At 66.9% G+C, this 25,264-nt stretch carries 24 protein-coding genes, 1 tRNA gene and 1 other RNA gene; 16 read left to right on the top strand and 10 right to left on the bottom strand.

The window, feature by feature from the left end; all coding sequences use genetic code 11:
- The first annotated feature begins 40 nt into the window (after positions 1-40).
- The 12 genes from ruvB (at position 41) to RT456_RS11520 (ending at position 8,558) form a co-directional block, all read left to right on the top strand.
- Positions 41-1,081, top strand: a complete 1,041-nt coding sequence (gene ruvB / locus RT456_RS11465) for a Holliday junction branch migration DNA helicase RuvB (RefSeq protein ID WP_313346586.1) — start codon at positions 41-43, stop codon at positions 1,079-1,081.
- Positions 1,071-1,502 (top strand): tol-pal system-associated acyl-CoA thioesterase, encoded by a 432-nt coding sequence (gene ybgC, locus RT456_RS11470; protein ID WP_313346589.1) that lies wholly within the window; start codon positions 1,071-1,073, stop codon positions 1,500-1,502. The genes ruvB and ybgC overlap by 11 nt, the downstream gene beginning before the upstream one ends.
- A 10-nt stretch (positions 1,503-1,512) precedes the next feature.
- Positions 1,513-2,292, top strand: a complete 780-nt coding sequence (gene tolQ / locus RT456_RS11475; RefSeq protein WP_313346592.1) for a protein TolQ — start codon at positions 1,513-1,515, stop codon at positions 2,290-2,292.
- A 23-nt stretch (positions 2,293-2,315) separates the two neighbouring features.
- Positions 2,316-2,744: a protein TolR gene (tolR, locus tag RT456_RS11480; protein ID WP_313346595.1), complete on the top strand. Its 429-nt coding sequence runs from the start codon at positions 2,316-2,318 to the stop codon at positions 2,742-2,744.
- A complete protein-coding gene (gene tolA / locus RT456_RS11485) occupies positions 2,734-3,792 on the top strand; it encodes a cell envelope integrity protein TolA (RefSeq protein ID WP_313346598.1) in 1,059 nt (352 codons plus the stop codon). Before tolR ends, tolA begins: the two co-directional genes overlap by 11 nt.
- A 185-nt stretch (positions 3,793-3,977) precedes the next feature.
- On the top strand, positions 3,978-5,300 hold the full coding sequence (gene tolB / locus RT456_RS11490; RefSeq protein WP_313346600.1) for a Tol-Pal system beta propeller repeat protein TolB: 1,323 nt from the start codon (positions 3,978-3,980) through the stop codon (positions 5,298-5,300).
- 66 nt (positions 5,301-5,366) lie between these two features.
- Positions 5,367-5,885 carry a peptidoglycan-associated lipoprotein Pal gene (pal, locus tag RT456_RS11495; protein ID WP_313346603.1) on the top strand — a complete coding sequence of 173 codons (519 nt, stop codon included), beginning with the start codon at positions 5,367-5,369 and terminating at the stop codon, positions 5,883-5,885.
- 3 nt (positions 5,886-5,888) lie between these two features.
- Positions 5,889-6,710: a tol-pal system protein YbgF gene (gene ybgF, locus RT456_RS11500; RefSeq protein ID WP_313346605.1), complete on the top strand. Its 822-nt coding sequence runs from the start codon at positions 5,889-5,891 to the stop codon at positions 6,708-6,710.
- Between the two features lie 148 nt (positions 6,711-6,858).
- Positions 6,859-7,557 (top strand): 7-carboxy-7-deazaguanine synthase QueE, encoded by a 699-nt coding sequence (gene queE, locus RT456_RS11505; RefSeq protein ID WP_313346608.1) that lies wholly within the window; start codon positions 6,859-6,861, stop codon positions 7,555-7,557.
- A gap of 50 nt (positions 7,558-7,607) precedes the next feature.
- Positions 7,608-7,690, top strand: a non-coding RNA gene (locus RT456_RS11510) — sX9 sRNA.
- 53 nt (positions 7,691-7,743) lie between these two features.
- Positions 7,744-8,409 carry a 7-cyano-7-deazaguanine synthase QueC gene (queC, locus tag RT456_RS11515; RefSeq protein WP_313346610.1) on the top strand — a complete coding sequence of 222 codons (666 nt, stop codon included), beginning with the start codon at positions 7,744-7,746 and terminating at the stop codon, positions 8,407-8,409.
- Positions 8,410-8,482: 73 nt separating this feature from the next.
- Positions 8,483-8,558, top strand: a tRNA-Lys gene (locus tag RT456_RS11520).
- Positions 8,559-8,869: 311 nt separating this feature from the next.
- On the opposite strand, the gene RT456_RS11525 is transcribed toward RT456_RS11520, so the two are convergent.
- Positions 8,870-9,970 carry an acyltransferase gene (locus RT456_RS11525; protein ID WP_313346613.1) on the bottom strand — a complete coding sequence of 367 codons (1,101 nt, stop codon included), beginning with the start codon at positions 9,968-9,970 and terminating at the stop codon, positions 8,870-8,872.
- A 267-nt stretch (positions 9,971-10,237) separates the two neighbouring features.
- The gene (locus RT456_RS11530; RefSeq protein ID WP_313346616.1) at positions 10,238-10,804 is read right to left on the bottom strand and encodes a hypothetical protein; all 567 of its coding nucleotides are present in this window, start codon (positions 10,802-10,804) and stop codon (positions 10,238-10,240) included.
- A gap of 391 nt (positions 10,805-11,195) precedes the next feature.
- On the opposite strand from RT456_RS11530, the gene RT456_RS11535 reads away from it, so the two are divergent.
- Positions 11,196-12,086, top strand: a complete 891-nt coding sequence (locus tag RT456_RS11535) for an NAD(P)-dependent oxidoreductase (protein WP_313346619.1) — start codon at positions 11,196-11,198, stop codon at positions 12,084-12,086.
- 73 nt (positions 12,087-12,159) lie between these two features.
- A complete protein-coding gene (locus RT456_RS11540) occupies positions 12,160-12,843 on the top strand; it encodes an MliC family protein (protein ID WP_313346621.1) in 684 nt (227 codons plus the stop codon).
- A gap of 37 nt (positions 12,844-12,880) precedes the next feature.
- On the opposite strand, the gene RT456_RS11545 is transcribed toward RT456_RS11540, so the two are convergent.
- The gene (locus RT456_RS11545; protein WP_345785090.1) at positions 12,881-13,543 is read right to left on the bottom strand and encodes a DUF3011 domain-containing protein; all 663 of its coding nucleotides are present in this window, start codon (positions 13,541-13,543) and stop codon (positions 12,881-12,883) included.
- Between the two features lie 145 nt (positions 13,544-13,688).
- Positions 13,689-14,090: a response regulator gene (locus RT456_RS11550; RefSeq protein WP_313346624.1), complete on the bottom strand. Its 402-nt coding sequence runs from the start codon at positions 14,088-14,090 to the stop codon at positions 13,689-13,691.
- A 161-nt stretch (positions 14,091-14,251) separates the two neighbouring features.
- Between RT456_RS11550 and RT456_RS11555 the strand changes: the two genes are divergently transcribed.
- Positions 14,252-14,548 carry a zf-TFIIB domain-containing protein gene (locus tag RT456_RS11555; RefSeq protein ID WP_313346626.1) on the top strand — a complete coding sequence of 99 codons (297 nt, stop codon included), beginning with the start codon at positions 14,252-14,254 and terminating at the stop codon, positions 14,546-14,548.
- Between the two features lie 29 nt (positions 14,549-14,577).
- Here RT456_RS11555 and RT456_RS11560 read toward each other — a convergent pair whose 3' ends face one another.
- The 6 genes from RT456_RS11560 to RT456_RS11585 form a co-directional block, all read right to left on the bottom strand.
- Entirely contained in the window at positions 14,578-15,090 is a 513-nt protein-coding gene (locus RT456_RS11560) for a GNAT family N-acetyltransferase (RefSeq protein WP_313346628.1), read from the bottom strand.
- Between the two features lie 2 nt (positions 15,091-15,092).
- Positions 15,093-16,115 carry a copper resistance protein B gene (locus RT456_RS11565; RefSeq protein ID WP_313346630.1) on the bottom strand — a complete coding sequence of 341 codons (1,023 nt, stop codon included), beginning with the start codon at positions 16,113-16,115 and terminating at the stop codon, positions 15,093-15,095.
- Positions 16,112-17,896 (bottom strand): copper resistance system multicopper oxidase, encoded by a 1,785-nt coding sequence (locus RT456_RS11570; protein WP_313346632.1) that lies wholly within the window; start codon positions 17,894-17,896, stop codon positions 16,112-16,114. The genes RT456_RS11565 and RT456_RS11570 overlap by 4 nt, the downstream gene beginning before the upstream one ends.
- 104 nt (positions 17,897-18,000) lie before the next feature.
- Positions 18,001-18,396 (bottom strand): CopL family metal-binding regulatory protein, encoded by a 396-nt coding sequence (locus RT456_RS11575; protein ID WP_313346634.1) that lies wholly within the window; start codon positions 18,394-18,396, stop codon positions 18,001-18,003.
- A 92-nt stretch (positions 18,397-18,488) separates the two neighbouring features.
- A complete protein-coding gene (gene recQ / locus RT456_RS11580) occupies positions 18,489-20,291 on the bottom strand; it encodes a DNA helicase RecQ (protein ID WP_313346636.1) in 1,803 nt (600 codons plus the stop codon).
- 203 nt (positions 20,292-20,494) lie between these two features.
- Positions 20,495-21,043, bottom strand: coding sequence for a Dps family protein (locus RT456_RS11585; RefSeq protein WP_313346639.1), 549 nt, complete (start codon positions 21,041-21,043; stop codon positions 20,495-20,497).
- Between the two features lie 88 nt (positions 21,044-21,131).
- Between RT456_RS11585 and hrpA the strand changes: the two genes are divergently transcribed.
- Complete coding sequence (gene hrpA / locus RT456_RS11590; protein ID WP_313346641.1) at positions 21,132-25,229, top strand: ATP-dependent RNA helicase HrpA; 4,098 nt, start codon at positions 21,132-21,134, stop codon at positions 25,227-25,229.
- Positions 25,230-25,264: the final 35 nt, after the last annotated feature.

The raw sequence follows: 25,264 nt of genomic DNA on the forward strand, positions 1-25,264 counted from the left end.
CCGGCCGCGGATCGCGCCGCTTTTGCCGCATAATTGCGGAATGACCGACGACCGCATCATTGGCGCCGGTGCCACCCGCGAGGATGACACCACCGACGCCAGCATCCGCCCCAAGCGCATGGCCGATTACCTCGGCCAGGCCCCGGTGCGCGAGCAGTTGTCGATTTACATCGAAGCGGCCAAGGCCCGCGGCGACGCCCTCGACCATGTGCTGATCTTCGGGCCGCCCGGCCTGGGCAAGACCACGCTGAGCCACGTGATCGCCAACGAACTGGGCGTCGCGTTGCGCGTGACCTCCGGGCCGGTGATCGAAAAGGCCGGCGACCTGGCCGCGCTGCTCACCAACCTGCAGCCGCACGACGTACTGTTCATCGACGAGATCCACCGCCTCTCGCCCGTGGTCGAGGAAGTGCTGTACCCGGCGATGGAAGATTTCCAGATCGACATCATGATCGGCGAGGGTCCTGCGGCCCGTTCGATCAAGATCGACCTGCCGCCGTTCACCCTCATTGGCGCCACCACCCGGGCCGGCCTGCTCACCGCGCCGCTGCGCGACCGTTTCGGCATCGTGCACCGGCTGGAGTTCTACACGCCCGAGGAACTGACCAGGATCGTCCGCCGCTCGGCAGCCATCCTCGGCATCGACTGCACCGGCGACGGCGCGGCCGAGATCGCGCGGCGCTCGCGCGGCACGCCGCGTATCGCCAACCGGCTGCTGCGCCGGGTCCGCGATTTTGCCCAGGTCCGCGCGGCCGGGCATATCGACCAGGACGTGGCGCAGGCCGCCATGCAGATGCTCAAGGTCGACCCGGAAGGCTTCGATGACCTCGACCGGCGCATGCTCAGGACCCTGATCGATTTCTTCGACGGCGGCCCGGTCGGCGTGGAATCCATGGCCGCGGCGCTGTCGGAAGAGCGCGGCACCCTGGAAGACGTGGTGGAGCCGTACCTGATCCAGCAGGGCTTCCTGGTGCGCACCGCGCGGGGCCGCATGGCCACCCAGAAGGCCTACCGGCATCTGGGGCTGAAGCCGAAGAATCCGCCGGCGGACCTGTTCGCGGAGTCGATGAATGGCGATTGATCCCCGGTTCAGTTGGCCGACACGCATATATTGGGAAGATACCGACGCTGGCGGGGTGGTCTACCACGCCCGCTACGTGGCCTTCATGGAACGGGCGCGCACCGAATGGATGCGGGCCCTGGGCTTCGGCCAGGAGCGCACGCGCATCGAGCATGGCCTGGTGTTCGCGGTGCGTTCGATGACCATGGAGTTCCTCAAGCCGGCGCGGCTGGATGACGCGCTGGACGTGACCGCCCGGCTGGTGCAGTGCAAGCGCGCCAGCATGGTGTTCGAACAGGCGGTGTGTCGCGGCGATGAAACGCTGCTGACCGCGCAGGTGAAGATCGCGGCATTGGACGCCTCCACATTCAAACCGCGCGGCATGGACGATGCTCTCCATGCCGTGTTGAAACCCCACGTAATTCAAATAGACGCATATTGAGGAACAACGGATGATCGGAATGCTCCTGGCCCTGCAGGCCACGGTGGTCGAAGCGCTGCCGCAGGAAGTCACCAGCGCCGCGTCGCAGACCGTCGCGCAAGCCGCGCATGGCGGTGGCATCAATTACCTGGACCTGATGATCAAGGCCAGCCTGCCGGTGAAGATCATCGTGCTGCTGCTGCTGGCCGGTTCGTTCATCAGCTGGGTGATCATCTTCCGCAAATCACGCGTGTTCAACGTCGCCAACCGCGAGGCCGACGAGTTCGAAAGCCGCTTCTGGTCGGGCGCGGACCTGGGCAAGCTGTACAGCGCTGCCACCGACCGCAACCGCAAGGTGGGCGGCCTGGAGGCGATCTTCGAAGCCGGCTTCCGCGAATTCACCCGCCTGCGCGACAAGCGTCGCCTGGACGGCCGTGCCCAGCTCGAAGGCGCCCAGCGCGCCATGCGCACCACCTACACCCGTGAAGTGGACCAGATGGAGCGCAGCCTGGAGCTGCTGGCCAACATCGGTTCCACCGCGCCGTATGTGGGCCTGGTCGGCACCGTGTTCGGCATCATGGTGACCATGCACGACATGATCAACAGCGGCGAGCAGGCAGGTATCGCCTCGGTGGCGCCGGGCATTTCCGAAGCGCTGTTCGCCACCGCCATCGGCCTGTTCGTGGCCATTCCGGCGGTGTGGGCCTACAACCGCTTCACCACCCGCGTCGAGCGCATGTCGGTCCGCTTCGAGACCTTCGCCGAAGAGTTCAGCTCGATCCTGCAGCGCCAGTCCGCAGGCGACGAGTAAGCGCCGAGCACAAGGATCCTGCCATGACTGCTGCCATCGGCCGCCGCAAGCGCCGCAAGCTAAAATCCGAAATCAACGTCGTGCCGTACATCGACGTCATGCTGGTGCTGCTGATCATCTTCATGGTCACCGCGCCACTGCTCACCCTGAGCTTTGAAGTGGACCTGCCCAGTTCGCAGGCCAAGGCCCTGGAGAGCAAGCAGGACCCGGTGATCGTCTCGGTTCGCCTGGACGGCCAGCTCAGCCTCAAGCTGCCCGAGGCCAAGGAACCGGCACCCATGGACGCCGCCCAGCTGCAGGCGCAGCTCGCTGCGCTCGCCGCGCAGGACAAGAACCTGCGGGTGATTGTCGCGGCTGACAAGGCCGTGGCGTATGAAAAGGTGGTCGCGGCCATGGATGTGATCAAGCGCGCCAACGTTGAAAAGGTGGGTCTGGCGACCGATGCACGCTGAAGCCCTGCCACCGCAGCGCCAGCCGGAAGGCGAGTGGGGCCTGCCGCTCGCGCTTGCGATCCTGGTCCATATCCTGCTCGCACTGGTGTTCATTGCCGCGTGGCTGTGGTCGCCACAGCGCAGCACCGAGGCCGCCGCCGGCGACCCGGCCATCGAGGCCAGCCTGCAGCTGTCGGCCTCCGAGGCCGCCGCCGCACGCCAGGCCCTGCGCGCCTCGGAAAGGCTGCCTGACCTGCCCGAACCGGTCGCCGAGCCGACCCCGGTGGAAGAAGACACCGTGCCGCCGCCGCAGCCGATTGCCGAGCCGCGCCCGCAGGACGCACCCACCCCGCAGCAGTCGCAGGCCCAGGAACGCATCGCCCAGCCGGATACGGTGGACCAAGCCGCGGTCAACGCGATGTCGATCTCGGCCGAGAAGGCCAAGCAGGAACAGGAAGCCAAGCGCCGCCAAGAGCAGATCGACCTGACCGAGCGCAAGCGCGTGGAAGAGGCCGAGCAGAAGCTTCGCCTGGCCAAGCAGCAGCAGGAAGCGGACCAGAAGAAGAAGCTGGCCGAGCAGGAACAGAAGGCCAACGACGCGAAGGCGGCGGACACCGCGAAGAAGCTGGCGGAAATCCGCGCCAAGCGTGCCCAGGCCGAGACGGAAGCCAAGCGAGCCGAGCAGAAGCTTCGCGAAGTGACCGCTGCGCGGGCCGCCGCAGGCGCAGCCACGGCCGGTTCCAGCGGGGCGGCACAGCCCGCCGCCGGTGGCGGTGGCACCAGTGACGACCTGGCGGCCAAATACGCTGCCGCCATCCAGCAGAAGGTGCTGGCGCAGTGGCAGCGCCCGGATTCCGTGCCGCAGGGGCAGAGGTGTCAGATCGTGATCACCCAGATTCCGGGTGGTCAGGTGCTGCAGGCCAAGGTGAGCCCCAGCTGCCCGTTCGATGAGGCCGGCAAGCGCTCGATCGAAGCGGCCGTATTGAATGCCCAGCCCTTGCCCTATCGCGGGTTCGAGACGGTCTTCGCGCGCACGATCAACTTCAACTTCACCGCCCAGGATCGTTGATTCCGGGCGGGTATCGGCACGGCCGCGCTTGTCGCAGGTGCTTCGGCGGGGGTCAGTTCTGTTAATGAACCGTGATTTTCCGCAGGGTAAGCACTCGGATTTCACACCCTGTTGGTTCATGATTGCGAAACTGTTCACCGCACTGCTGTTATCCCTCGTTCTGGTTTTCCCCCTATAGAGCGCCCATGAAGAAGATGCCTCGCTGGTTTGCCGTGTTCGCGGCCTTGTTGTTACTGCCTTTTGCCGCCGTCGCGCAGCAACGTGGCCTGGATATCGACATCATCGGCGGCAATGCCTCCGCCCTCCCGATCACCGTGGTGCCCATGGCCTACCAGGGCTCGGCGGGTGCTCCGCAGACCGACGTGGCCGCCGTGGTGCGTGCCGACCTGGAGCGGTCCGGCCAGTTCCGCAACCTGCCCGAAGCCCAGATCATCGAAAAGCCCACCCGTGGCAGCGAGATCCAGTTCGCCACCTGGCGCGCGCTGAAGCAGAACTACATCGTCGTGGGCCGCGTGATGGACGCCGGTGCCGGCGCCTACCGCGTCGAGTACGAGCTGTATGACGTGCCCAAGGGCGAGCGCCTGCTGGGCCTGGCGATGACCGCCCGCGGCAATGCCATGCGCGACGTTGCCCACCAGATGGCCGATGCCATCTACGAGAAGATCACCGGCGTTCGCGGTGCCTTCTGGACCCGCATCGCTTACATCACCTCCAGCGGCAAGGGCGACGCCATGCGCTACGCGCTGATGGTGGCCGACTCGGACGGCTTCAACCCGCAGACCATCGTCCGCTCGGCCGAGCCGCTGCTGTCGCCGTCGTGGAGCCCGGATGGCAACCGCCTGGCCTACGTCAGCTTCGAGCGTGGCAATTCGGCGATCTACATCCAGAACATCTCCACCGGCGCCCGTGAGCTGGTCACCAGCTTCCGCGGCATCAACAGCGCCCCGTCGTTCTCCCCGGACGGCCGTCGCCTGGCCCTGTCGCTGTCGCGCAGCGGCAACCCGGAAATCTACGTGATGGACCTGGGCAGCAAGCAGCTCACCCAGCTCACCAACCACTTCGCCATCGACACCGAGCCGACCTGGAGTGCCGACGGTTCCAACGTCTACTTCACTTCCGACCGTGGCGGCCGCCCGCAGATCTACCAGGTGCCGTCCAGTGGCGGCAGCGCCTCGCGCGTGACCTTCCAGGGCAACTACAACGCCACCCCGAGCCTGTCCTACGACGGCAAGAAGCTGGTGGTCGCCCAGGGCAGCGGCAACACCTACAAGATCGCGATGATGGACAGCAGCCTGGGCTCCCCGCGCTGGAGCACGCTGTCGCCGGGTTCGCTGGACGAATCGCCCAGCTTTGCCCCCAACGCAAGCATGGTGTTGTACGCCGCCCGCGAGGGTGGACGTGGCGTGTTGTATGCCGTCTCGGCCGATGCGCGCGTGCGCCAGCGGCTGGTGCTGGCTGACGGTGATGTTCGTGAGCCTTCTTGGTCGCCATACCGTACAAAGCGCTAACAGAGTGTTAAGATTTCCACCGTATTCATCCCACATCCGGCTTTAGGAGCCTCAAAAGGTATCGCTATGAACAAGACCTCCCGTGTTCTGCTTGTCTCCCTGTTGTCCGTGGCTGTCCTGGCCGGTTGCTCCAAGAAGGTGAAGGAAGTGCCGGCTTCGTCGGTTGACACCGGCAGCAGCACCACCCAGCCGTCGGGTCCGTCGACCTCCGGCCTGTTCGGCCCGGGCGACCTGGACACCAACGCCTGCCTGCGTCAGCGCGTGGTCCTGTTCGATCTGGACCAGGACACCCTGCGTCCGGAATTCCAGGAAGTCATGGCGTGCCACGCCAAGTACCTGCGTGACCGTCCGTCGGCCCGCATCACCCTGCAGGGCCACGCCGATGAGCGCGGTTCGCGCGCTTACAACCAGGCCCTGGGCGAGCGTCGTGGCAATGGCGTGTCCTCGGCTCTGCAGGCCAACGGTGGTTCGGCTTCGCAGCTGACCGTCGTGTCCTACGGTGAAGAGCGTCCGGTCTGCACCGAGTCGAGCGAAGGTTGCTGGTCGCAGAACCGTCGCGTCGAAATCGTCTACACCGCGCAGTAATCCATGCGCATTGGCATCAAAACACTGATGCTGGTCGTTGCGGCAGCCCTCGTGGCTGCCGCACCGGCGCAGGCCCAGCGGCAGAGCCTGGCCGATCGCGTGGGCGCGCTCGAGCAGCAGGTCAACAACAACAGCTCCGCCCAGGATCTGTTGAACCAGGTGACTCAACTTCGCCAGCAGATGCAGCAACTGCAGAGCACCGTTGAGCAGCTCCAGCACGAAAACGCCCAGCTGAAGCAGACCTCGCAGGACCAGTATCTGGACCTCGACGGTCGCCTGAACCGTATTGAAGGTGGTGCCGCTCCGGTACTTCCGGCCGCTCCGGCCGCGAACGCCCCGGCTGCCCCCAAGCCCGCCGCACCAAAACCGGCAACGGCCGCTACCGAGCGGCCGCCGTCCGTCCACGGAGACCCGGGCAGTCTCGCCGCCACCGGCGACGAGCGGACCGCGTACAACGTTGCCTTCGACTCGCTCAAGGCCGGCAAGTACGACGATTCGGCGCAGTTGTTCCTGAGCTTCCTCGAGCTCTACCCCAACGGCGTCTATAGCCCCAACGCGCTGTACTGGCTGGGCGAAAGCTACTACGCCACCCGCAATTTCCCGCAGGCTGAGGCGCAGTTCCGCGACCTCATCTCGCGCTATCCGACCCACGACAAGGCGTCCGGTGGCCTGCTCAAGATCGGCCTGTCGCAGTATGGCGAAGGCAGGATCGACGAGGCCCAGGCGACGCTGGAGCAGGTCACCAGCACCTATCCCGGCTCCGACGCCGCGCGCACCGCGCAGGACCGCCTGCAGGCCATCCGCCTCGGCCAGCAGATCCGCTGAGGCCCCACCGGCCAAGGCCGGTATAATCGTCAGTTACGCGCCGGCCAAGCCGGCGCACCCGTGCGGCTGAAAACGCCCGCGCGGCCCCGTAGAGCCAGGCCCTGCCTGGCTGCTCTCGTTTCCGTAACCGCATTTCCAGACGCCCACGATGACCACCACCCTGTCCGCCGCCGCCGCGCTCCCCAGCGAGATCGTGCAGTCGCCCCTGCCACGGCTGAAGATCACCGAGATCTTCACCTCCCTGCAGGGCGAAGCCGATACCGCCGGCTGGCCGACCGTGTTCGTGCGTCTGACCGGCTGCCCGCTGCGCTGCACCTATTGCGATACCGCCTACGCCTTCCACGGCGGCACCTGGTGGGACATCGACGAGATCGTGCGCGAGGTATTGGCCCAGGGCGTCCACCACGTCTGCGTGACCGGTGGCGAGCCGCTGGCGCAGAAGCGCTGCCTGGTACTGCTGGAGAAGCTGTGCGACGCGGGTTTGGATGTGTCGCTGGAAACCTCCGGCGCGCTGGACGTCAGCGCCGTGGATCCGCGCGTCTCGCGGGTGGTCGACCTCAAGACCCCCGGTTCGGGCGAAATGGCGCGCAACCGCCTCGACAACCTGCCGCTGCTGACCCGCCGCGACCAGATCAAGTTCGTGCTGTGCAGCCGCGAGGACTACGACTGGGCCCGCGCGATGGTCCGCGAGCACCGGCTGAACGAGCGCTCGATGGTGCTGTTCTCGCCCAGCAAGGGCCAGATCAGTCCGCGCCAGCTTGCCGACTGGATCGTCGAAGACCGCCTGCCGGTGCGCTTCCAGATGCAGCTCCACAAGATTCTCTGGGACGACGAACCTGGACGATGACCGGCGACCGAGCGGCCGCCAGGCGGGCGCGGCCGGTGCTCGGAATCCTCATGTACGCTTTGTACACTCCGGTTCCTCCGCGCCGTCCGCACCCGCCTGACGACCGCTCGCTACGCCTTGCTTTTTGATTACCTCCGGCGCGGGACAGCGTGCTGGCTTTCCCGCAACCCACCGGAAACACCCCCCATGAAGAATGCAGTTGTCCTCCTGTCCGGCGGCATGGATTCCGCCGCTGTCGTCGCCATCGCCCGGGAGCAGGGCTTCGCCGTCCACGCGCTCAGCGTAAGCTACGGCCAGCGCCACACCTCTGAACTCGACGCGGCGGCCACCGTCGCCAAGGCACTGGGCGCGGTAGCGCACAAGACCGTCAACGTGGACCTGCGCAGCATCGGTGGCTCGGCCCTGACCGACGACATCGACGTGCCCGAAGCGGGCGGCGAGGGCATTCCGGTCACCTACGTGCCGGCCCGCAACACCATCATGCTGTCGGTCGCCCTCGGCTGGGCCGAAGTGCTGGGCGCCAACGACATCTTCTGTGGCGTCAACGCCGTGGACTATTCGGGCTACCCGGACTGCCGCCCCGAATTCATCACCGCCTTCCAGACGCTGGCCAACCTGGCCACCAAGGCCGGCGTGGAAGGCGCGGGCATCCAGGTGCATGCGCCACTGCAGTTCCTGAGCAAGGCCGACATCGTCCGTGAAGGCGTGCGCCTGGGCGTGGACTTCGGCCTGACCGTGTCCTGCTACAACGCCGACGCCCGTGGCGCCGCCTGCGGCCACTGCGACGCCTGCCGCCTGCGTGCCCAGGGCTTCGCCGACGCCGGCGTGGCCGACCCCACCCGTTACGCCTGATCCACACGGGTTACGCCTGCGCGGCAAGATGGGTTAGAATGCGCACCCCCGGCGCGAAGTCGGGGCATGCAATGGGCCGTTAGCTCAGTCGGTAGAGCAGAAGACTTTTAATCTTTTGGTCGATGGTTCGAATCCATCACGGCCCACCACTGCACCAAGGGGTTTCGGAGCGATCCGAAGCCCTTTTGCGTTTCTGGTAGAGCCACGCCCTGCGTGGCTGCGAAAGGTATGAAACCCTCGGCATCGGCATCGGCGTCGGCAGTTAACCACTTGAATGGAGCGCGAAAGTCCGTCTACAGCCGTTGGCAGTAGCGCGGATGCGCGCGGAGAGGCGTGCCACCCAAGCGGCCGACGCCTTGCGCATCCCGGCCACCCCGCTGCTTCGTCGATGATGCCCAGCTGCCGTTGAGCGTCTGGGTCTTGCAGGCGCGAGGCAGCGGTCGGCCACTCCCGGCCTCTGTCAGTATGCCCGGTGACGTGCGCGCAAGCGGCTCGGCATTTCCAGAAGGGGGCGCTCAACCCAGCGGTGAACTGCGTTGCCGACCACGCAGCATGCAAGCACGGTGGCTGCAACGAAGATGAGATGGCTGACCGAGCCTGAAACTGGTACCCACCACGCCCACGCGCGACCCACAACGGCAATCACGAACATGTGGGACAAATATATGGAGTAAGAGCTGTCACCCAGACGCGTGAGCCACGCTGGAACGCTCAGGCGGTCGAACCCCTCCAGGCTTACAAGGCCGGTGAACACAAGCAGCATGCAGCTTCCGAAGATGGCAACGCGGTGCCACTCGTTCAGCGTCTCAAGGCCTGTGGTCGGCAGCAGCGTTGCCGCGCACACATACATTCCCACTCCTGCCGCGAGCAGCGGTACGGCAAGTGGCGGGGGAATGCGCCGCCAATGCAACCCGATCAAGGCACCGGCAATGAATTCGATGGTCAGGGGGCTGGTGACCAGAATATGGACAGGCGTTGCATCGGTGTCATGCCAAAGGCTGGCTAGACCGATCAGTGCCGCCCAGGCGGTCAGACCGTGAGAGACGAATCGCTCGGGGACAATGGCAAGAAACGCCGCGAAGACGAGGTAGAAGTAGGCCTCGTGTTCAAGCGTCCAGCCGACGGAGAGCAGGGGCATCTGCGCGTGCGGGACAAGGAAGTAGGACAGCGCGTAGCTTTGCTCGGCGTAAGTGCTGTTGATGATGGAGGGAGCGACAGCCATCAGCACAACCACTGTAGTGGTAAACAGCCAGTACAGAGGGACTACACGCCAAACGCGTTTCATCAAAAAATTCAAGCCAGCGCCGGGTGAGGTGTATCGGCCGGCCGCCAGGGTGGTCATCACAAAGCCCGAAATGATGAAGAACAGATCGACGCCCGCACTTGCATGTCGCGCGAGATCCTCAAGGACGGCGGGGCCGGCGAGATATTTCAGTTCGCCGGTTCTCAGGTGGAAGAGCACGACAAGTAGGGCTGCAACTGCTCTAAGCGCCTGCACAGAGAGCAGCCTCTGGCGTACACGGCTCGCAGCAGGTGCGAAATCATGGGGCGGATGCTTCATTGAATTCATTCATGAGAGTTGGAGGGACGTGGCGTGGTTGAAGAGCTAAGGCCAGGTCCTTGACGAATCTCTTGGGCCGTTGGATACGGCTATTGATCCGCTCGGCGATCGCTTCGCCGGTAGTGAAAGGTTCTAAGTCGATGCCTTGACGAGCTCACGCAGGCAAGGCATCGAAGAGAAGGCAGCTGCGCATTGCTATCCACCTCGCTCTAGCAGCGAGGTGTCGAGATGGGCTGCCGACGACGCTAGGCGCCGTGGCGCTAGTAGTTAGAGGAAGACATAGCCAAGTGGACCATCGTTGGTTCCCAGAGCGACGTTCTCGCAGTTGGCTTGTAGTGTGTCGAAATGCTTGAGCTGCCTTTTGTGGATGTAGTTGCAGCGGTACAAGGGGGCGGTGTTGGGAAGTGGCACTGTGCTGATGTAGCCAATCTGCCCGAATACAGTGAGGAAGTGACCCTCGCAAGCGACGTCGGCGGAGGTGAAGTAGCCCCAATGAATGTTATTGAGTTGGCACATGTAGAGCGGGCGCGAGTTCTCGAAGGCTGTCGCCGAAATGAACCCCAGTGTTCCGTCGACGCTCCAGTTGATATCCCCCCAGTTCTGCGGAAAATAGAACAGCGTAGTGTGATGTTGTCCGCGCTTGTAGAGGCGGAAAATCTCCCGAAGATTGACTCCCGCGGGCAGGGCTCGGCTCGCAAGTTGCATGAGATCTGTCTGGTCCTCAACTCCTGCCGGGACTTCGACCCGTTGGTGGAACGCATCTTGATCGTTGTTTGAGGCTGCAGCAGCGGGTGAAGTGAGCAGAAAGGCAGCGGCTATTGCGTAATGTTTCAAGATTCTTCCTTGCTATCGACGGACCAAGTGCCGGTTGAAGAATGCTAGTCACGTGCTCAGCCGTTGGCGTTGATCAATGTTGCAGTTTGGATGCGATGCGGACTTCCCTTAGTGTGGATGTTGGACATCACCACGCCGTAAGCGGGCGATCGGAAATCCAGTTGCGCGCATGGCGGATGCGGCCGTAGCATTCAGGAACGTGGCGGCACGCTGTCAGTGCGAGCTGGCCAAGTCTCTCCATGACGGTTGGAGAGAAGCAGCACGCTTAAGGGCTCTGGTCATGGCTGCGATACATCCCTGGACTGTCATCCGGTCAATTCATTTCCGGAGCAAGCAACTCGCTACAATCCCCACATCCCGGTAGCTCCCGGGCGCTGACATGTGCATACCAGTGAAGATTCTCCTGACAGGAAGTTCAGGCCGGGTTGGTCGCGCCATCTTCGGCGCGCTGGCCGCCCGCCACGACGTGGTGGGTATCGACCGCAGTCCCTTTGCGACCACCCGCCACGTGGCCGATTTCACCGATACCCGCACCCTGGCCAAGGCACTGCAGGGCGTGGATGCGGTGATCCATTCCGCGGCGCTGCACGCACCCCACGTGGGCCTGTTCAGCGACGGCGAATTCCAGCGCATCAATGTCGAAGGCACCCGCACGCTGGCCATGCTGGCGCGCGAGGCGGGCGTGCAGCGTCTGGTGTTCACCAGCACTACGGCGCTGTATGGGCATGCGATCGTGCCGGGGCGTTGCACGTGGGTAGACGAACACACGCCGCCGCAGCCCCGTACGGTGTACCACCGCTCCAAGCTCGCGGCCGAACATTGGCTGGAGCAGGCCGCCGGCGACGCGCTGCAGGTGCGGGTGATCCGCATGTCGCGCTGCTTCCCGGAAACGCCCGACCGCCTGCTGCTGTACCGGCTGCACCGCGGCATCGACGTGCGCGACGTGGCCGATGCGCATGTGGCCGCACTGGTCAACGATGGTCCGGCGTTCCAGCGCTATGTAGTGAGTGGCCGCACGCCGTTCCTGAAGGACGACTGCGAGGCACTGGTGAGTCGTCCCCGCGAGGTGCTGGCGCTGCGGTGTCCACAGTGGCTGGCCGAGTACGACCGGCGTGGCTGGACGTTGCCCGTGGTTGACCGCATCCATGATGCGCGCGCGGCCAGCATCGGCCTGGGGTGGCGCAGCCAGCGCGGGCCGGAGTCGGTGCTGGCGCAGCTGGCCGCCGGCAGCATCGAGGTGCTGCCCGATACGGCGCAGGTGGCCGATTGCACGATTGAGTAGGCCATACACGCGGCGTGAGCGGCGCGGCGGGCACACTGTGCCGGTCTGCAGTGAATGTCCTGTTGGAGGTGCCATGAACCGTTTCATCCTTCTGGGCCTGTCCGCGCTCGCGCTGGCGGCCTGCTCCAAGCCGGCACCGACCGACCCGGCTGCCCCGGCAGCTCCGTCGCCGCCGCCGTCAGCCTCGACTCCCGCCACGCCGGCAGCGCCCGCTGTTGCGCCAGGCACGGGGACCACCGAGGCGCAGGGGCCGTCGTTCGACTGCGACAAGGCCGCGTCCGATGCGGAGACGATGATCTGCGCCGATCCGAAACTGTCTGCGCTCGACCGCCAGCTTGCCGCGCTCTACAAGACCCTGCAGACCAGCCCGGACGAGCTGGATATCGCCGCCGAACAGCGCGGCTGGGTGAAGGGCCGCAACGCCTGCTGGCAGGCGGTGGACGCCAACCGCTGCCTGGTGGAGTCCTACCAGACCCGCATCGTCGAGCTGCGTCTGGCGGCGGCGACGGGTCCGGCACCCACTGCGGTGCAGTACCGCTGCGACGACGCCAGCAAGCCGCTCTCGGTGGTCTTCCACAATGAAGTGGACCCGCAGGCGGCGGTGATCCGACTGGGCCGCGACCAGGCGATCGCCTTCGCCGCACCCTCGGCAAGTGGCAGCCGCTACACGCGCGAAGGCGTGGAATTCTGGGAGCACCAGGGCGAGGCCACACTGGCGTTCTACGGCACGCGGCTGAGCTGCAAGGTCGGCAGCTGAGTCAGGTGCCGGCGCGCCGCCGGCACCCGGGCACGGCTCAGCGCACGCGGCGGTAGCGCACTTCGTTCTGGCGGTCGCCGACCTCGGTGGTGACGAAGCCATCGCGACTCTGGTCGATGTCGAACACGCTGTTGCCGACGTTGAGCTGCGCACCGTTCACCCAGCCCGACAGGTTCTGGCCGCGCGCCTGCGCCGACATGCGGCCGTCGGACTCGATCCGCATGCGGATGTCGGCGTTGTACATCGGGTTGTAACCCTCGAACTCGCCGACCATCCAGTTGGGCACATACGAGGTGTGCCGCGCGCCCTGGTAGTTGTTGTCGTCGTAGCGCTCATCCTGCTTGTTGGCGTTGTGCACCAACGCGCCGAGGATCGCCGCGCCCACCAGCACGCCGGCGGCCACCTTGGCATCATGGTTGTCGTCATCGCGGTCATGGTGACGGTCGTCGCCGCGCACCCGGAACGACGCACGGCAGCCGTCATCGACCCACACGTTGCGGCGGTCGTAGTCCCAGCTGCGCCCTTGGCGGCAGTCGGCGCCGGAGAGCTTGCGGTCCAGGCTCACGTAGCCGGCGTAGGGCAATGCACAGGACTGATAGCGGTTGTCGCGGCTTTCGCAGGTGACGAAGTCATCGGCGCGCGCGTCGGCGAGCGTGGCCAGCAGCAACAGGGGGGTACCAAGCAGCAATCGGGTCTGCATGTCGAGGATTCCGGCAGGGAGGTCGGTCGGGATGCAACGCGTCCCAGGGCCGGGCATCCGTCCCTGTTCCGCGCACGATGCGCAGCCTTCGATGAAATCCTGATGAAAGCCGGCCGCGACCCGCGCTCCCTGCCGCTTGCGCCGCTCAGGCGGCGCGATCGACGTCCTGGTCGCCGAAGCAGGCGCGGATGGCGTCCAGCAGCTCGCTCATGGAGTATGGCTTGGGCAGGAAGTGGATGCCTGGCGCGAGCTGGGGGGTGACCCGGTCCGGCTGCAACCCTGAGGTGACCAGTACCGGCAGGCTGGGCTGGTGCTGGCGGATACGGTGGGCGGCTTCGATACCGCTCAGGCCGCCCAGGCAGACGTCGGTGAACACCAGGTCGAAGCGCTCGCCGGCCAGCAGCAGGCCCAGGGCGGCTTCGGCGGAGCTGACCGCAGCGACTTCGCAGGCCTGGCTTTCCAGCGCCATGCGGCTCAGTTCGCGGGTGTCCTCGGTGTCTTCGATCAACAGCACGCGCGGTGCAACATGGCGCTTGGACAACAACATGACGCGGGTTTCCCGTGCAGGATGGGTGGAAAGGCGGCGCAGTATGGGCAGCGGCAGGTGAGGGGATCGTGCAAATGATGTAAGCCCGGCGTTGGCCCGTTGTGCGGCGGTCAGCTGGCACACGGTACAGTCGCTTCCTGACCCCGAATGGAGCCATATCGATGCAATGCCCCGTATGCAACACCCAGGCGCTGGTGATGTCCGAGCGCCAGGGCATCGAGATCGATTACTGCCCGCAGTGCCGAGGGGTATGGCTGGACCGTGGTGAGCTGGACAAGATCATCGAGCGCTCGGCCGGTGCTGCCGCCCCGGCGCCGGTGCGTGCAGCCGCTCCGCCGCCGCCGCAGCACGTGCCGCACCGCGACACCCGCCATCTGGGGCAGCAGCCGTACGGCGACCAGCACGGCTACCGCAAGAAGAAGAAAGAGAGCTTCCTGTCGGACCTGTTCGACTTCTGACCGCCGCAGGACGATTGCGCCGGTCCCGCTCAGGGCCGGCGCAGGATGAACTCGAGATCGCGGCTCTCGCCGACGACGAACGTGTACTCGCCGACCGGGACACAACCGTAGCGTGCATAGAAACGCTGCGCACCGTGGTTCTCCGACCACACGCCGACCCACAGGGTGCGGCGTGCGGGATGATCCAGCCAGCCAAGGAATGCCTCCATCAAGCGCGCGCCGTGTCCGCCGCCCTGGTGGCTGGCCAGCACGTACAGCCGCTTGAGTTCGATATCGCCTGGCTGTGCGTCGGCGTGCGGCAGCCCGTTCGGGCCGGCCGCCAGATAACCCACCGCGCGGCCGTCGTCTTCCAGCAACCACACCGCACTCTGCGGATCCTCCAGCTCGCGCCGCTGCGGCAACGGGCTGTAGTGGTCGTGCAGGAACTGGCTGAGGTCCTCGGGCGGATACGAGTCGCCGAAGGTGTCGGTGTAGGTCTGGATGGCAATGGACGACACGGTGTTCGCATCGTCCACGCCAGCGCGGCGGATCTGCAGGGTCATGCCTAGAACCATACCCGTACGCCGGCCACCCAGCGGGTATCGCGCGCGGCCTCGCCAGCCGCCACATGGTAGTCGGCGGTATCGCCGAACAGGCGTTCGTGGCTGATGCCGATGTAGGGCGCGAAGCGGCGGTTGAACTCGTAGCGCAGGCGCAGCCCGGCCTCGACCTTGTTCAACCCCGCACCCATGCCACGCGCCGGTTCGTCCTTCGCCGCCAGCGTCGCCTCCACCAACGGCTGCAGGATCAGCCGGTTGGTGAGCAGCAGCTCGTATTCGACCTCCAGCGTGGCCGCGAGTTGCCCGCCTTCGCCCACATACGCGGTGGCCGAGGTTTCGAACTTGTACGGCGCCAGGCCCTGGATCCCGAACGCGGCCCAGGTGCGCGAGTCCGCCGGCCGGAAGTCCTGTTTCACGCCCACCAGCACGTCCCACCACGGTGACACGCTGCGGCCGTACAGCACTTCCAGGTCGGACGATCCGGTGCGCCCACCGCTGCGTTCGCCTTCGCTGCGCAGCCACAGGCGGTTGATGTTGCCGCCTACCCAGCCAGACGCTTCCCAGGCCTGGCCGGCGCCGTGCTGGCCGTCCCAGTGTTCCAGGCGGTTGAGCAGCACCATGCTGTGCACGCCCGGGGCATGCTCCATCGCACCGTGGTCGATGGGCGGGAACGCGGCGGCGCGGTCGGCGTCGGTGACCACGGGAATGGGTTCGCGCGGCGCGCTGGGCGTTGCGCCATGGCCCATCGCGGAATGGTCCATCGTCGAGTGATCCATCGTCGAGTGATCCATCATCGAATGGTCCATGGCAGGAGGGGCTGCCGGGGCGTGCCCCATTGCCGCGTGATCCATGCCGCCGTGATCCATCGTCGAATGATCCATCATCGCGTGATCGACCGGCTCCGTGGTGTCCGTCGTCGCTGCATCAGCATGTGCGTGTGCGTGCGACTGCGCCCATGCAGGAGCGGACAGCGCCGCCAGCAGCGCAGCGCCGAGCAGGCGCGGGGTGAGGAAACATGGAGCGCTCATTCTTCGATCCTCACTTCGCGCATCATGCCCGCTTCCATGTGGTACAACAGGTGGCAGTGGTACGCCCAGCGGCCAAGCGCGTCGGCGCGCACGCGGTAACTGCGGCGCGTGCCCGGCGGCATGTCGATGGTGTGCTTGCGCAGCTGGAAGTCGCCGTCGGCGTTTTCCAGGTCACTCCACACGCCGTGCAGGTGGATGGGGTGCTGCATCATGGTGTCGTTGACCAGCACGATGCGCATGCGCTCGCCGTAGTTCAGGCGCAGCGGTTCGGCGCTGGCGAAGGGAACGCCGTCGAAGGACCAGCTGAATTTCTCCATGTGGCCGGTGAGGTGCAGCTCCACCTCGCGGCCCGGCTCGCGTCCATCCGGGTCCGCGAACAGGCTGCGCATCGCGCCGTAGGTGAGGACCTGGCGGCCGTTGTCGCGCAGGCCGATGCCCGGATCATCAAGCTTGGGATCGGTGGCCATGCTCTGCATGTCGACCAGCGGATTTCCCTTCTCGCTGGCCGGATGACGGGGCGGGGCGGCGCCGCGTGCGGCGTGGTCCATGCCGTGGCCGCCGTGCATGCCGGCCATGTCATGCCCCATTCCAGCCATGCTTCCCATGTCGCCCATGTCATGGCCCATGTCGCCCATCGTCAGCAGCGGGCGCGGGTCGCGCGCGGGGATCGGCGCCTGCAGACCGTGCCGCACCGCCAGCGTGCCGGCGGCGAATCCGGTGCGGCCCATGTCCTGGCAGAAGATCGTGTAGGCGTCCTGGCCGCTGGGTTCGACGATCACATCGAAGGTCTCGGCCGGGGCGATGCGGAATTCGTCGATGCTGACCGGATGGATGTACTGGCCGTCGGCGGCGACCACGGTCATCTTCAGGCCGGGAATGCGCACGTCGAAGTAGCTCATCGAGGCGCCGTTGATGAAGCGCAGCAGCACTTTCTCGCCGCTGCGGAACAGGCCGGTCCAGTTGCCGGCCGGTGCGGTGCCGTTGAGCAGGTAGGTATAGGTGTGGGCGTTGATGTCGCTGATGTCGGTCGGCGTCATCCGCATGCGGCCCCACATGCCACGGTCGGCGGTGGCGGCGGCCCAACCCTCGCGGCGCACATCGCGCAGGAAGTCCGGCAGCGTGCGCTTGTAGTAGTTGTCATGCTCGGCAAGCTTCTTCATGCGCCGGAACAGGGCGCCCGGGTCGAGGTCGGTCCAGTCCGAGAGCAGCACCACATGCTCGCGATCGAACCGGTAGGGCGCCGGCTGCAGCGGGTCGATGATGAGTGCGCCGTACAGGCCGGCCTGTTCCTGGAACATGGAGTGGCTGTGGTACCAGTACGTGCCGGATTGCTTGAGGGTGAAGCGGTATTGGTAGGCCTCGCCCGGGGCGATGCCGTTGAAGCTCAGGCCGGGCACGCCGTCCATGTTGGCCGGCAGCAGTATGCCGTGCCAGTGGATGGAGGTGGGGTGCGCCTGCAGGGTGTTGGCCACGCGCACGCTGACGGTGTCGCCTTCGCGCCAGCGCAGGATCGGGGCCGGCAGGCTGCCATTGACGGTGATGGCCGGGCGGGTACGGCCGGTGAAATTGGCCAGCGACTCGCCGATGCTCAGCTCCAGCTGGGGGCCGCTGAGCACCTGTGGGGCAGTGGCCAGGCCGGGGCCGGCAGCGGCGAAGGCGCGCGCGGGCAGGCCGCTGGCGGCCAGGCCGGCGACCACGCCACCGGCGGCCATGCCCTGTACGAACAGGCGCCGCGACGGCAGGGGCGGAGCGCCCGTGCCGGGGATGTTGGGGAAAGACATTGCAACTCCGAATCCGATTCGAATGGCACACACGGTGCCGTCAACGCCACGCACCGGGGGCGCGCGGACAGAGCCTCAGGCCTGCGCTCACAGAGCGCGGCGGATCAGGCGATCGGAGGGCGGGTAATACGGTCCAGCGGCGGCATCGGCTGCGACGGATGCGCGGCCAGGATCGGCGCCACGGAGAGCGGCGGCGGGGTGGCGATCCAGGCGATCTGCACGGTCAGGCTGGGCTGTTGGGCGCAGCTGCGCAGGCAGTCCTTGATCCTGCAGTGATCGCCGTCGTGCGGCGCCTGTACGCCGGTCTCGGCGCCTGCCATCGCGTGGTGCGCATGGGCCGCGGCAACCGGTGCACGGCTGTGGCACGGCGGTGCGTCCGCTTCGACGGGCGTGGACGGGAGCATCGCCAGCGTCATCGGGCCGGCCATGGCCGCGTTCAGCCCGTTGAGCAACAGGCTGAGCATCAGTACCACTCGCAGGAGCAGGCCACCGGCGGACATGGGCGCCACCTTAGCGCCAATGCGAGGGCGGCGCATCCGTGGCTGAATGCCGGATTCAAGTCTGGAGCCCGGTCCGTTGGGGCGCGTGGGCATCAGCCTTCCTCGCGGACGATCTCGACCAGCCGCTCGCCGTAGCGGGACAGCTTGGTGCCGCCGATTCCACCCACCCGGCCAAGCGCGTCGACGCTGGTGGGGCGCTGTTCGGCGATGTTGCGCAGGGTGCTGTCGTGGAAGATCACGAAGGCCGGCACGTTCTGCTCGCGGGCCAGTTCAGCGCGCAGGCCACGCAGGGCGTTGAACAGGGCCAGGTCCTGCGGCAGCACCGACAGGCCGGTGCGTTGCCCGCTGCGCTCGCGTTCGCGGGTCTTCGGGCTTTCCCGGCGCATCATCACCTTGCGCTGGCCCTTCAGCACCTCGCGGCTGCCGTCGGTCAGGCGCAGGCCGCCGTAGGCGTCGCTGTCGACCTCCAGCAGGCTGGCGGCGACCAGTTGGCGGAACACGCTGCGCCAGGTGCGCGTATCCAGATCCTTGCCGATGCCGTACGTGCTCAGTTCGGAATGCCCGAACTGACGGATCTTGTCGTTCTCGCCACCGCGCAGGATGTCGATCAGGTGGCCCACGCCGAACCGCTGCCCGCTCCGGTACACGCAGCTGAGCGCCTTCTGCGCAGCCACGCTGGCGTCCCACGCATCGGGCGGCAGCAGGCAGTTGTCGCAGTTGCCGCACGGCTGGGGGTAGGTTTCACCAAAGCCGGCCAGCAGTACCTGGCGGCGGCACTGCATGGATTCGCAGTAGCCGAGCAGGTGATCGAGCTTGGAGCGTTCCAGCGCCTTGCGCTCTTCGCCTGCCTCGGACTGCTCGATCATCTGCTTGAGCAGCACCACATCGCCCAGGCCGTAGCAGAGCCAGGCTTCGGCGGGTTCGCCATCGCGGCCGGCACGCCCGGTTTCCTGATAGTAGCCTTCCATCGACTTGGGCAGGTCGGTGTGCGCGACGAAGCGCACGTCGGGTTTGTCGATGCCCATGCCGAAGGCGATGGTGGCGCACATGACGATGCCATCCTCGCGCAGGAAGCGGCGCTGGTTGGCGGCGCGGACCTCGGCGGGCAGGCCGGCGTGGTAGGGCAGGGCGTTCATGCCCTCCTTGCACAGGAACTCGGCGGTCTCTTCGACCTTGCGCCGCGACATGCAGTAGACAATGCCGGCTTCGTCGCGATGACCGCGCAGGAAATCGAGCAGCTGGCGCTTGGCGTTGTCCTTCTGGACCACGGTGTAGCGGATGTTGGGCCGGTCGAACGAGCTGACGAAATGCTGGGCGGTGGTCAGGTCCAGGCGTTCGGCGATCTCGCGCTGGGTCGGCGGATCGGCGGTGGCGGTCAGCGCGATGCGCGGCACGTCGGGCCAGCGCTCGTGCAGGACGGTGAGCTGGCGGTACTCGGGCCGGAAGTCATGCCCCCACTGCGAGACGCAATGGGCCTCGTCGATGGCGAACAGGGCGATCCGGCTGCGCGACAGCAGCGACAGGAAGCGGCCGGTCAACAGCCGCTCGGGCGCGACGTACAGCAGTTCCAGTTCACCGGCGAGCAGCTCCCGTTCCACCCGCGCGGCGGTTTCCGCATCCAGGGTGGAATTCAGGTATTCGGCGCGCACGCCCAGCTGGCGCAGGGCCTCGACCTGGTCCTGCATGAGCGCGATCAGCGGCGAGATCACGATGCCGGTGCCGTCGCGCAGGAGGGAAGGCACCTGGTAGCACAGCGACTTGCCGCCGCCGGTGGGCATCAATACCAGTGCGTCATTGCCGGCCGCGACATGTTCGACGATCGCCTGCTGCGGACCGCGGAAATCGTCGTAACCAAAAATGCGGTGAAGCAGCTCGTGCGCGGGGCGGGATGACATCGCGGTAGTTTACAGGGCTGGGCGACCCGAGACAGGTCATCCAAACCCGGATATGAACGTAGGCGGGAGCCATCAAGCCCGGTACTGCCGGCCGCCGGCCGGCTCCCGGGGAATGCAGGGTGCGCCGGGAGGGCCCGGCGTCACCAGAGAAAAACAGCCGGCCAGCGGCCGCAAAAGGAACAGCAGCCGGCCAGCGGCCGGCACTACTGGAGCAGGGAGCGGAGCATCCAGGCGTACTTTTCGTGGGTCTGAAGGCGCTGGGTCATCAGATCCTCGGTCGGGGCGTCGTCGGCGTCATCAGCCACGTCCAGCACCTTGCGGGCGGTCCGGCACACGGCCTCGTTGGCGGCGACCAACTGGCGTACCATTTCACGCCAGTCGGCGCTGTCGGTCAGGCCCGGTTCCTCGGCGATCGAGGTCAGGGCGGCGAACTCGCGGTAGGAGCCCGGGGCGTTGAAGCCCAGTGCGCGGATGCGTTCGGCAACGTCGTCCAGGGCTGCCCACTGCTCGGTGTACTGGGTTTCGAACATGGTGTGCAGCGAGTTGAACATCGAGCCCGTCACGTTCCAATGGAAGTTGTGGGTCTTCAGGTAGAGCGTGAACGCGTCCGCCTGGAAGCCCGCCAGCCCGTCGGCAATCTTCTTGCGATCGCCTTCCTTGATCCCGATATCAATGTTCGGGGCCGACGGAGCCGCCGTTGCCAGTTTCTGCTTGCCGGTCTTGGGTTTCGCCGGCGTCTTGGTCTTCGCCATGGGAGAGTGCTCCTTGTGGATTGGATGGCCTTCACAATAGATCAGACTACTCTTCAAGTAGTACTCAAAGTTTTAAACGATTCGATTGATGACCTCTATCAGCAAACCTTCCGCTTCCACCCTGCACCTGCAGCAGACCGCCATTGACGGGGCCATGAGCCGCGATCGAGGGCGATTGCTGGGGATGCTCGCGCGCGTGCGCGCCAAACCGACGGATGCGGGCGTGGCAGCGGCGTTCGAGCAGGCCCTGCAGGCGTCGGTACAGCGGCGGGCGGCGCGGGCGCTGAACCAGCCGTCGATCAGTCTGGACGACAGCCTGCCGATTGCGCGTGAAGCCGAGGCCATCACCGCCCTGATCCGCGACCACCAGGTCGTGGTGATCGCCGGCGAGACCGGTTCGGGCAAGACCACCCAGCTGCCCAAGCTGTGCCTGGCGGCCGGTCGCGGCGTGGCCGGCATGATCGGCTGCACCCAGCCGCGCCGGATCGCCGCGCGTGCGGTGGCCACCCGCGTGGCCCAGGAGCTGAAGTCGGAGCTGGGTACCACCGTCGGCTACCAGGTGCGGTTCACCGACCGGGTCGGCGACGACACCCGCATCAAGTTCATGACCGACGGCATCCTGCTGGCTGAAATCAGCAGTGACCGCTGGCTGTCGCAGTACGACACCCTCATCGTCGACGAGGCGCACGAACGCAGCCTCAACATCGACTTCCTGCTCGGCTACCTCAAGCAGCTGCTGAAGAAGCGGCCCGACCTGAAGCTGATCGTCACCTCGGCGACCATCGACACCTCGCGCTTCGCCCAGCATTTCGACGATGCCCCGGTGATCAGCGTCGAAGGCCGCACCTTCCCGGTGGAGGTGCGTTACCGGCCGCTGGAAGGCGAGGGCGGTGGCGATGAGGACGGCGGCCGTGACGGCGAACGCACCGTCAATGAAGCCGTGGTCGGTGCGGTGGACGAGATCACCCGGCTGGATCCACGTGGTGACATCCTGCTGTTCTTCCCGGGCGAGCGCGAGATCCGCGACGCCCACCAGGCCCTGGAGCGGCGCAAGTACCGCGAAACCGAAGTGCTGCCGCTGTACGCGCGGTTGTCGGTGAAGGACCAGGACCAGGTCTTCAGTCCCGGCAGCAAGCGACGCATCGTGCTGGCCACCAACGTGGCCGAGACCTCGCTGACGGTGCCGCGCATCCGCTACGTGATCGACCCCGGCCTGGCCCGCGTGAAGCGCTACAGCCCGCGCCAGAAGCTGGACCGGCTGCATATCGAAGCGATCTCGCAGGCCAGCGCCAACCAGCGCAAGGGCCGCTGCGGTCGCGTGTCCGAAGGCATCTGCTACCGGCTGTATTCGGAGGCGGACTTCCAGTCGCGCGCGGAGTTCACCGATCCGGAGATCCGGCGCTCCAGCCTGTCCGGCGTGATCCTGCGCATGCTGCAGCTCGGCCTGGGCCGGATCGAGGACTTCCCGTTCCTGGAAGCGCCCGACGAGCGTGCCGTCGCCGATGGCTGGCAGCAGCTGGGCGAACTGGGCGCGATCGACGCCGAGCGCCGCCTGACCCCGATCGGCCGCCAGATGGCGCGCCTGCCGGTGGACGTCAAGCTCGCCCGCATGCTGGTCGCCGCGCAGGCGCAGGGCTGCCTGCGGCCGATGCTGGTCATCGCCTCGTTCCTGGGCATCCAGGACCCACGCGAGCGCCCGCCCGAGGCGCGCGCCGCGGCCGACAACGCGCACGCGCTGTTCGCCGATGGCCGCTCCGAATTCGTCGGCGTGCTGCGCCTGTGGGAAGGCTACCGGCAGGCCCACGAAGACCTCACCCAGTCCAAGCTGCGCGGCTGGTGCGAACGGCATTTCCTGGGCTTCCTGCGCATGCGCGAATGGCGCGAGCTGCACCGCCAGCTGCGCGTGCTGTGCGAAGAGCTGGGCTGGAGCGAGGAGCCGGCGGATGCCGCCATGGCACCGCTGCTGGCCGGCTCGTCCGCGCCCACGGCGCCGCGCGACGACGAGGCCAAGGCCAAGGCGACCCGCGGCCAGCAGCATCGCGCCGCGCGGCTGGCCCGTGAAGGCAAGAGCGAATCACCCACCGCCGCGCCCGTGGTGGCGCCGGCCGCAGTGCAGGAAGACCGGGGCGGTTTCAGTGAGCGCGTGCGCGCCAACGCCTACCAGACCCTGCACCGCGCGCTCATCGCCGGCCTGCCCACCCAGATCGGGCACCGCAGCGACAAGGGCGATTTCCTGGCGCCGCGCCAGCGCCGGTTCCTGCCGTTCCCCGGCTCGGTGCTGGCCAAGAAACCGCCGCCGTGGCTGCTGGCGGCCACCCTGCTGGATACCCAGAAGGTGTGGGGCATGACCAATGCGGCGATCGAGCCGGACTGGGTGATCGCCGAACTGCCGCACCTGCTGCTGCGCAAACACTTCGACCCGCACTGGTCGCGCGCGCAGGGCCAGGTGCTGGCCTCCGAGCAGATCAGCCTGTTCGGCCTGGTGCTGGCCCCGAAGAAGCCGGTCCACTACGGCCGCATCGCGCCGGGCGAGGCGCATGACATTTTCGTGCGGCAGGCGCTGGTGACTGGCGAGATCAACACCCGTGCCAGCGTGGTCGCCGACAATCTGAAGGTGCTCGATCAGGCGCGCGAGGAAGAGGCCAAGCTGCGCCGTGCCGGCATCGTCGCCGATGAAGGCTGGCAGGCGCGCTGGTACCTGGATCGCGTGCCATCGGAGATCCACTCCGCGACCGGGCTGGATACCTGGTGGAAAGGCCTGGCACCGGAGAAGCGGCATGCACTGGCATGGTCGCTGGCCGACCTGCTGCCGGGCGAGGGCAGCGACGCCGAGCGTTATCCCGCCTACCTGCCGCTGGGCGACGCGCGATTGGCGCTGCACTACCGCTTCGAACCGGGCAGCGAGGAGGACGGCGTGAGCCTGGATGTGCCGCTGCACCTGCTCAACGCGCTCGATCCGGCGCGGCTGTCATGGCTGGCACCCGGCTTCGTGGCGGACAAGGCCTCGGCGCTGATCCGCAGCCTGCCCAAGGCGATGCGCCGCAACTACGTGCCGGCACCGGATTTCGGGCGTGCCTTTGCCGAAGCGTTCCCGGCGCCCTCCGCCGATGACCTGCGCGGCGAGCTGGCGCGGTTCCTGTCGCGTGCGACCGGTGTGCAGGTGGCAGCGACCGACTTCGACGAGACCGCGCTGGAGCCGCACCTGCGGATGAACCTGCGTCTGCATGATGCGCAGGGCACGTTGCTCGCCGCCTCGCGCGACCTGGACGCCTTGCGTGCGCGCTTCGGCGAGAAGGCCGGCGATGCCTTCGCCGCGCGCGCGGGGCGTGCACTGGCCGCCGAAGGGCTGCGCGACTTCCCGGCCACGCCGATCCCGCTGCAGGTGCCCGGCGAGGCAGGCGTGCCGGCCTACCCGGCACTGGTAGACGCCGGCGAGTCGGCGTCGCTGCGCATCTTCGCCGATCGCAACGAGGCGCTTGAACAGCATCCGCGCGGGGTGCGCCGGCTGCTGGAGATCGCGCTGGCGGAGAAGGCCAAGCACGCCCGCAAACAGCTGCCGGTGCCCGCCAAGACCGGCTTGCTGTACGCGTCGATCGAGTCGCAGGAACGGCTTCGCGGCGACCTGGTGGATGCGGCGATGAATGCCGTGCTCGCCGACGGGCTGGGCGAGATCCGCGATCCGGCGGTATTCGCCAAGCGCCGTGATGCGGCAGGCCGTGAGCTGTTCGGCGAGGCGATGGCGCGATTGAAGCTGGCCGAGAGCATCCTGTCCCACGTCGCCGAGCTCAAGCCGCTGCTGGAGTCTCCGCTGATGGGCTGGGCGCGCGGCAACCTGGACGATCTGGAGCAGCAGCTGGCGGGGCTGGTACATCCCGGGTTCCTGCGCGAGACCCCGGCCAATGCCCTGGCCCAGTACCCGCGCTACCTGCGCGCGATGATCCTGCGCAGCGAGCGTGCCAAGCGCGATCCACCGCGCGACCAGGCGCGCATGCTCGAGCTGCGGCCGTTCATCGACGCGTTGGCCGACGCCCAAGCGCGCGGCCTGCGCCAGCGCACGCAGTGGCAGGACCTGCGCTGGGACCTGGAGGAACTGCGGGTGTCGCTGTTTGCCCAGGAACTTGGGGCTCGCACCGGCATTTCCGCCAAGAAGCTGGCCCAGCGCGTGGCGGCGCTGCGCCAGGCCTGACCCACCCATACGGCCCCGTGCCCTTGCGGCGCGGG

Source organism: Stenotrophomonas sp. (genome assembly GCF_032099025.1).
Classification (GTDB): domain Bacteria; phylum Pseudomonadota; class Gammaproteobacteria; order Xanthomonadales; family Xanthomonadaceae; genus Stenotrophomonas.

Bases quoted from the DNA above. Each gene is read 5' to 3' on its own strand.
- ruvB (WP_313346586.1), top strand. From the start codon at position 41: ATGACCGACGACCGCATCATTGGCGCCGGTGCCACCCGCGAGGATGAC.
- ybgC (WP_313346589.1), top strand. From the start codon at position 1,071: ATGGCGATTGATCCCCGGTTCAGTTGGCCGACACGCATATATTGGGAA.
- tolQ (WP_313346592.1), top strand. From the start codon at position 1,513: ATGATCGGAATGCTCCTGGCCCTGCAGGCCACGGTGGTCGAAGCGCTG.
- tolR (WP_313346595.1), top strand. From the start codon at position 2,316: ATGACTGCTGCCATCGGCCGCCGCAAGCGCCGCAAGCTAAAATCCGAA.
- tolA (WP_313346598.1), top strand. From the start codon at position 2,734: ATGCACGCTGAAGCCCTGCCACCGCAGCGCCAGCCGGAAGGCGAGTGG.
- tolB (WP_313346600.1), top strand. From the start codon at position 3,978: ATGAAGAAGATGCCTCGCTGGTTTGCCGTGTTCGCGGCCTTGTTGTTA.
- pal (WP_313346603.1), top strand. From the start codon at position 5,367: ATGAACAAGACCTCCCGTGTTCTGCTTGTCTCCCTGTTGTCCGTGGCT.
- ybgF (WP_313346605.1), top strand. From the start codon at position 5,889: ATGCGCATTGGCATCAAAACACTGATGCTGGTCGTTGCGGCAGCCCTC.
- queE (WP_313346608.1), top strand. From the start codon at position 6,859: ATGACCACCACCCTGTCCGCCGCCGCCGCGCTCCCCAGCGAGATCGTG.
- queC (WP_313346610.1), top strand. From the start codon at position 7,744: ATGAAGAATGCAGTTGTCCTCCTGTCCGGCGGCATGGATTCCGCCGCT.
- RT456_RS11525 (WP_313346613.1), bottom strand. From the start codon at position 9,970: ATGAAGCATCCGCCCCATGATTTCGCACCTGCTGCGAGCCGTGTACGC.
- RT456_RS11540 (WP_313346621.1), top strand. From the start codon at position 12,160: ATGAACCGTTTCATCCTTCTGGGCCTGTCCGCGCTCGCGCTGGCGGCC.
- RT456_RS11545 (WP_345785090.1), bottom strand. From the start codon at position 13,543: ATGCAGACCCGATTGCTGCTTGGTACCCCCCTGTTGCTGCTGGCCACG.
- RT456_RS11550 (WP_313346624.1), bottom strand. From the start codon at position 14,090: ATGTTGTTGTCCAAGCGCCATGTTGCACCGCGCGTGCTGTTGATCGAA.
- RT456_RS11555 (WP_313346626.1), top strand. From the start codon at position 14,252: ATGCAATGCCCCGTATGCAACACCCAGGCGCTGGTGATGTCCGAGCGC.
- RT456_RS11560 (WP_313346628.1), bottom strand. From the start codon at position 15,090: ATGACCCTGCAGATCCGCCGCGCTGGCGTGGACGATGCGAACACCGTG.
- RT456_RS11565 (WP_313346630.1), bottom strand. From the start codon at position 16,115: ATGAGCGCTCCATGTTTCCTCACCCCGCGCCTGCTCGGCGCTGCGCTG.
- RT456_RS11570 (WP_313346632.1), bottom strand. From the start codon at position 17,896: ATGTCTTTCCCCAACATCCCCGGCACGGGCGCTCCGCCCCTGCCGTCG.
- RT456_RS11575 (WP_313346634.1), bottom strand. From the start codon at position 18,396: ATGTCCGCCGGTGGCCTGCTCCTGCGAGTGGTACTGATGCTCAGCCTG.
- recQ (WP_313346636.1), bottom strand. From the start codon at position 20,291: ATGTCATCCCGCCCCGCGCACGAGCTGCTTCACCGCATTTTTGGTTAC.
- RT456_RS11585 (WP_313346639.1), bottom strand. From the start codon at position 21,043: ATGGCGAAGACCAAGACGCCGGCGAAACCCAAGACCGGCAAGCAGAAA.
- hrpA (WP_313346641.1), top strand. From the start codon at position 21,132: ATGACCTCTATCAGCAAACCTTCCGCTTCCACCCTGCACCTGCAGCAG.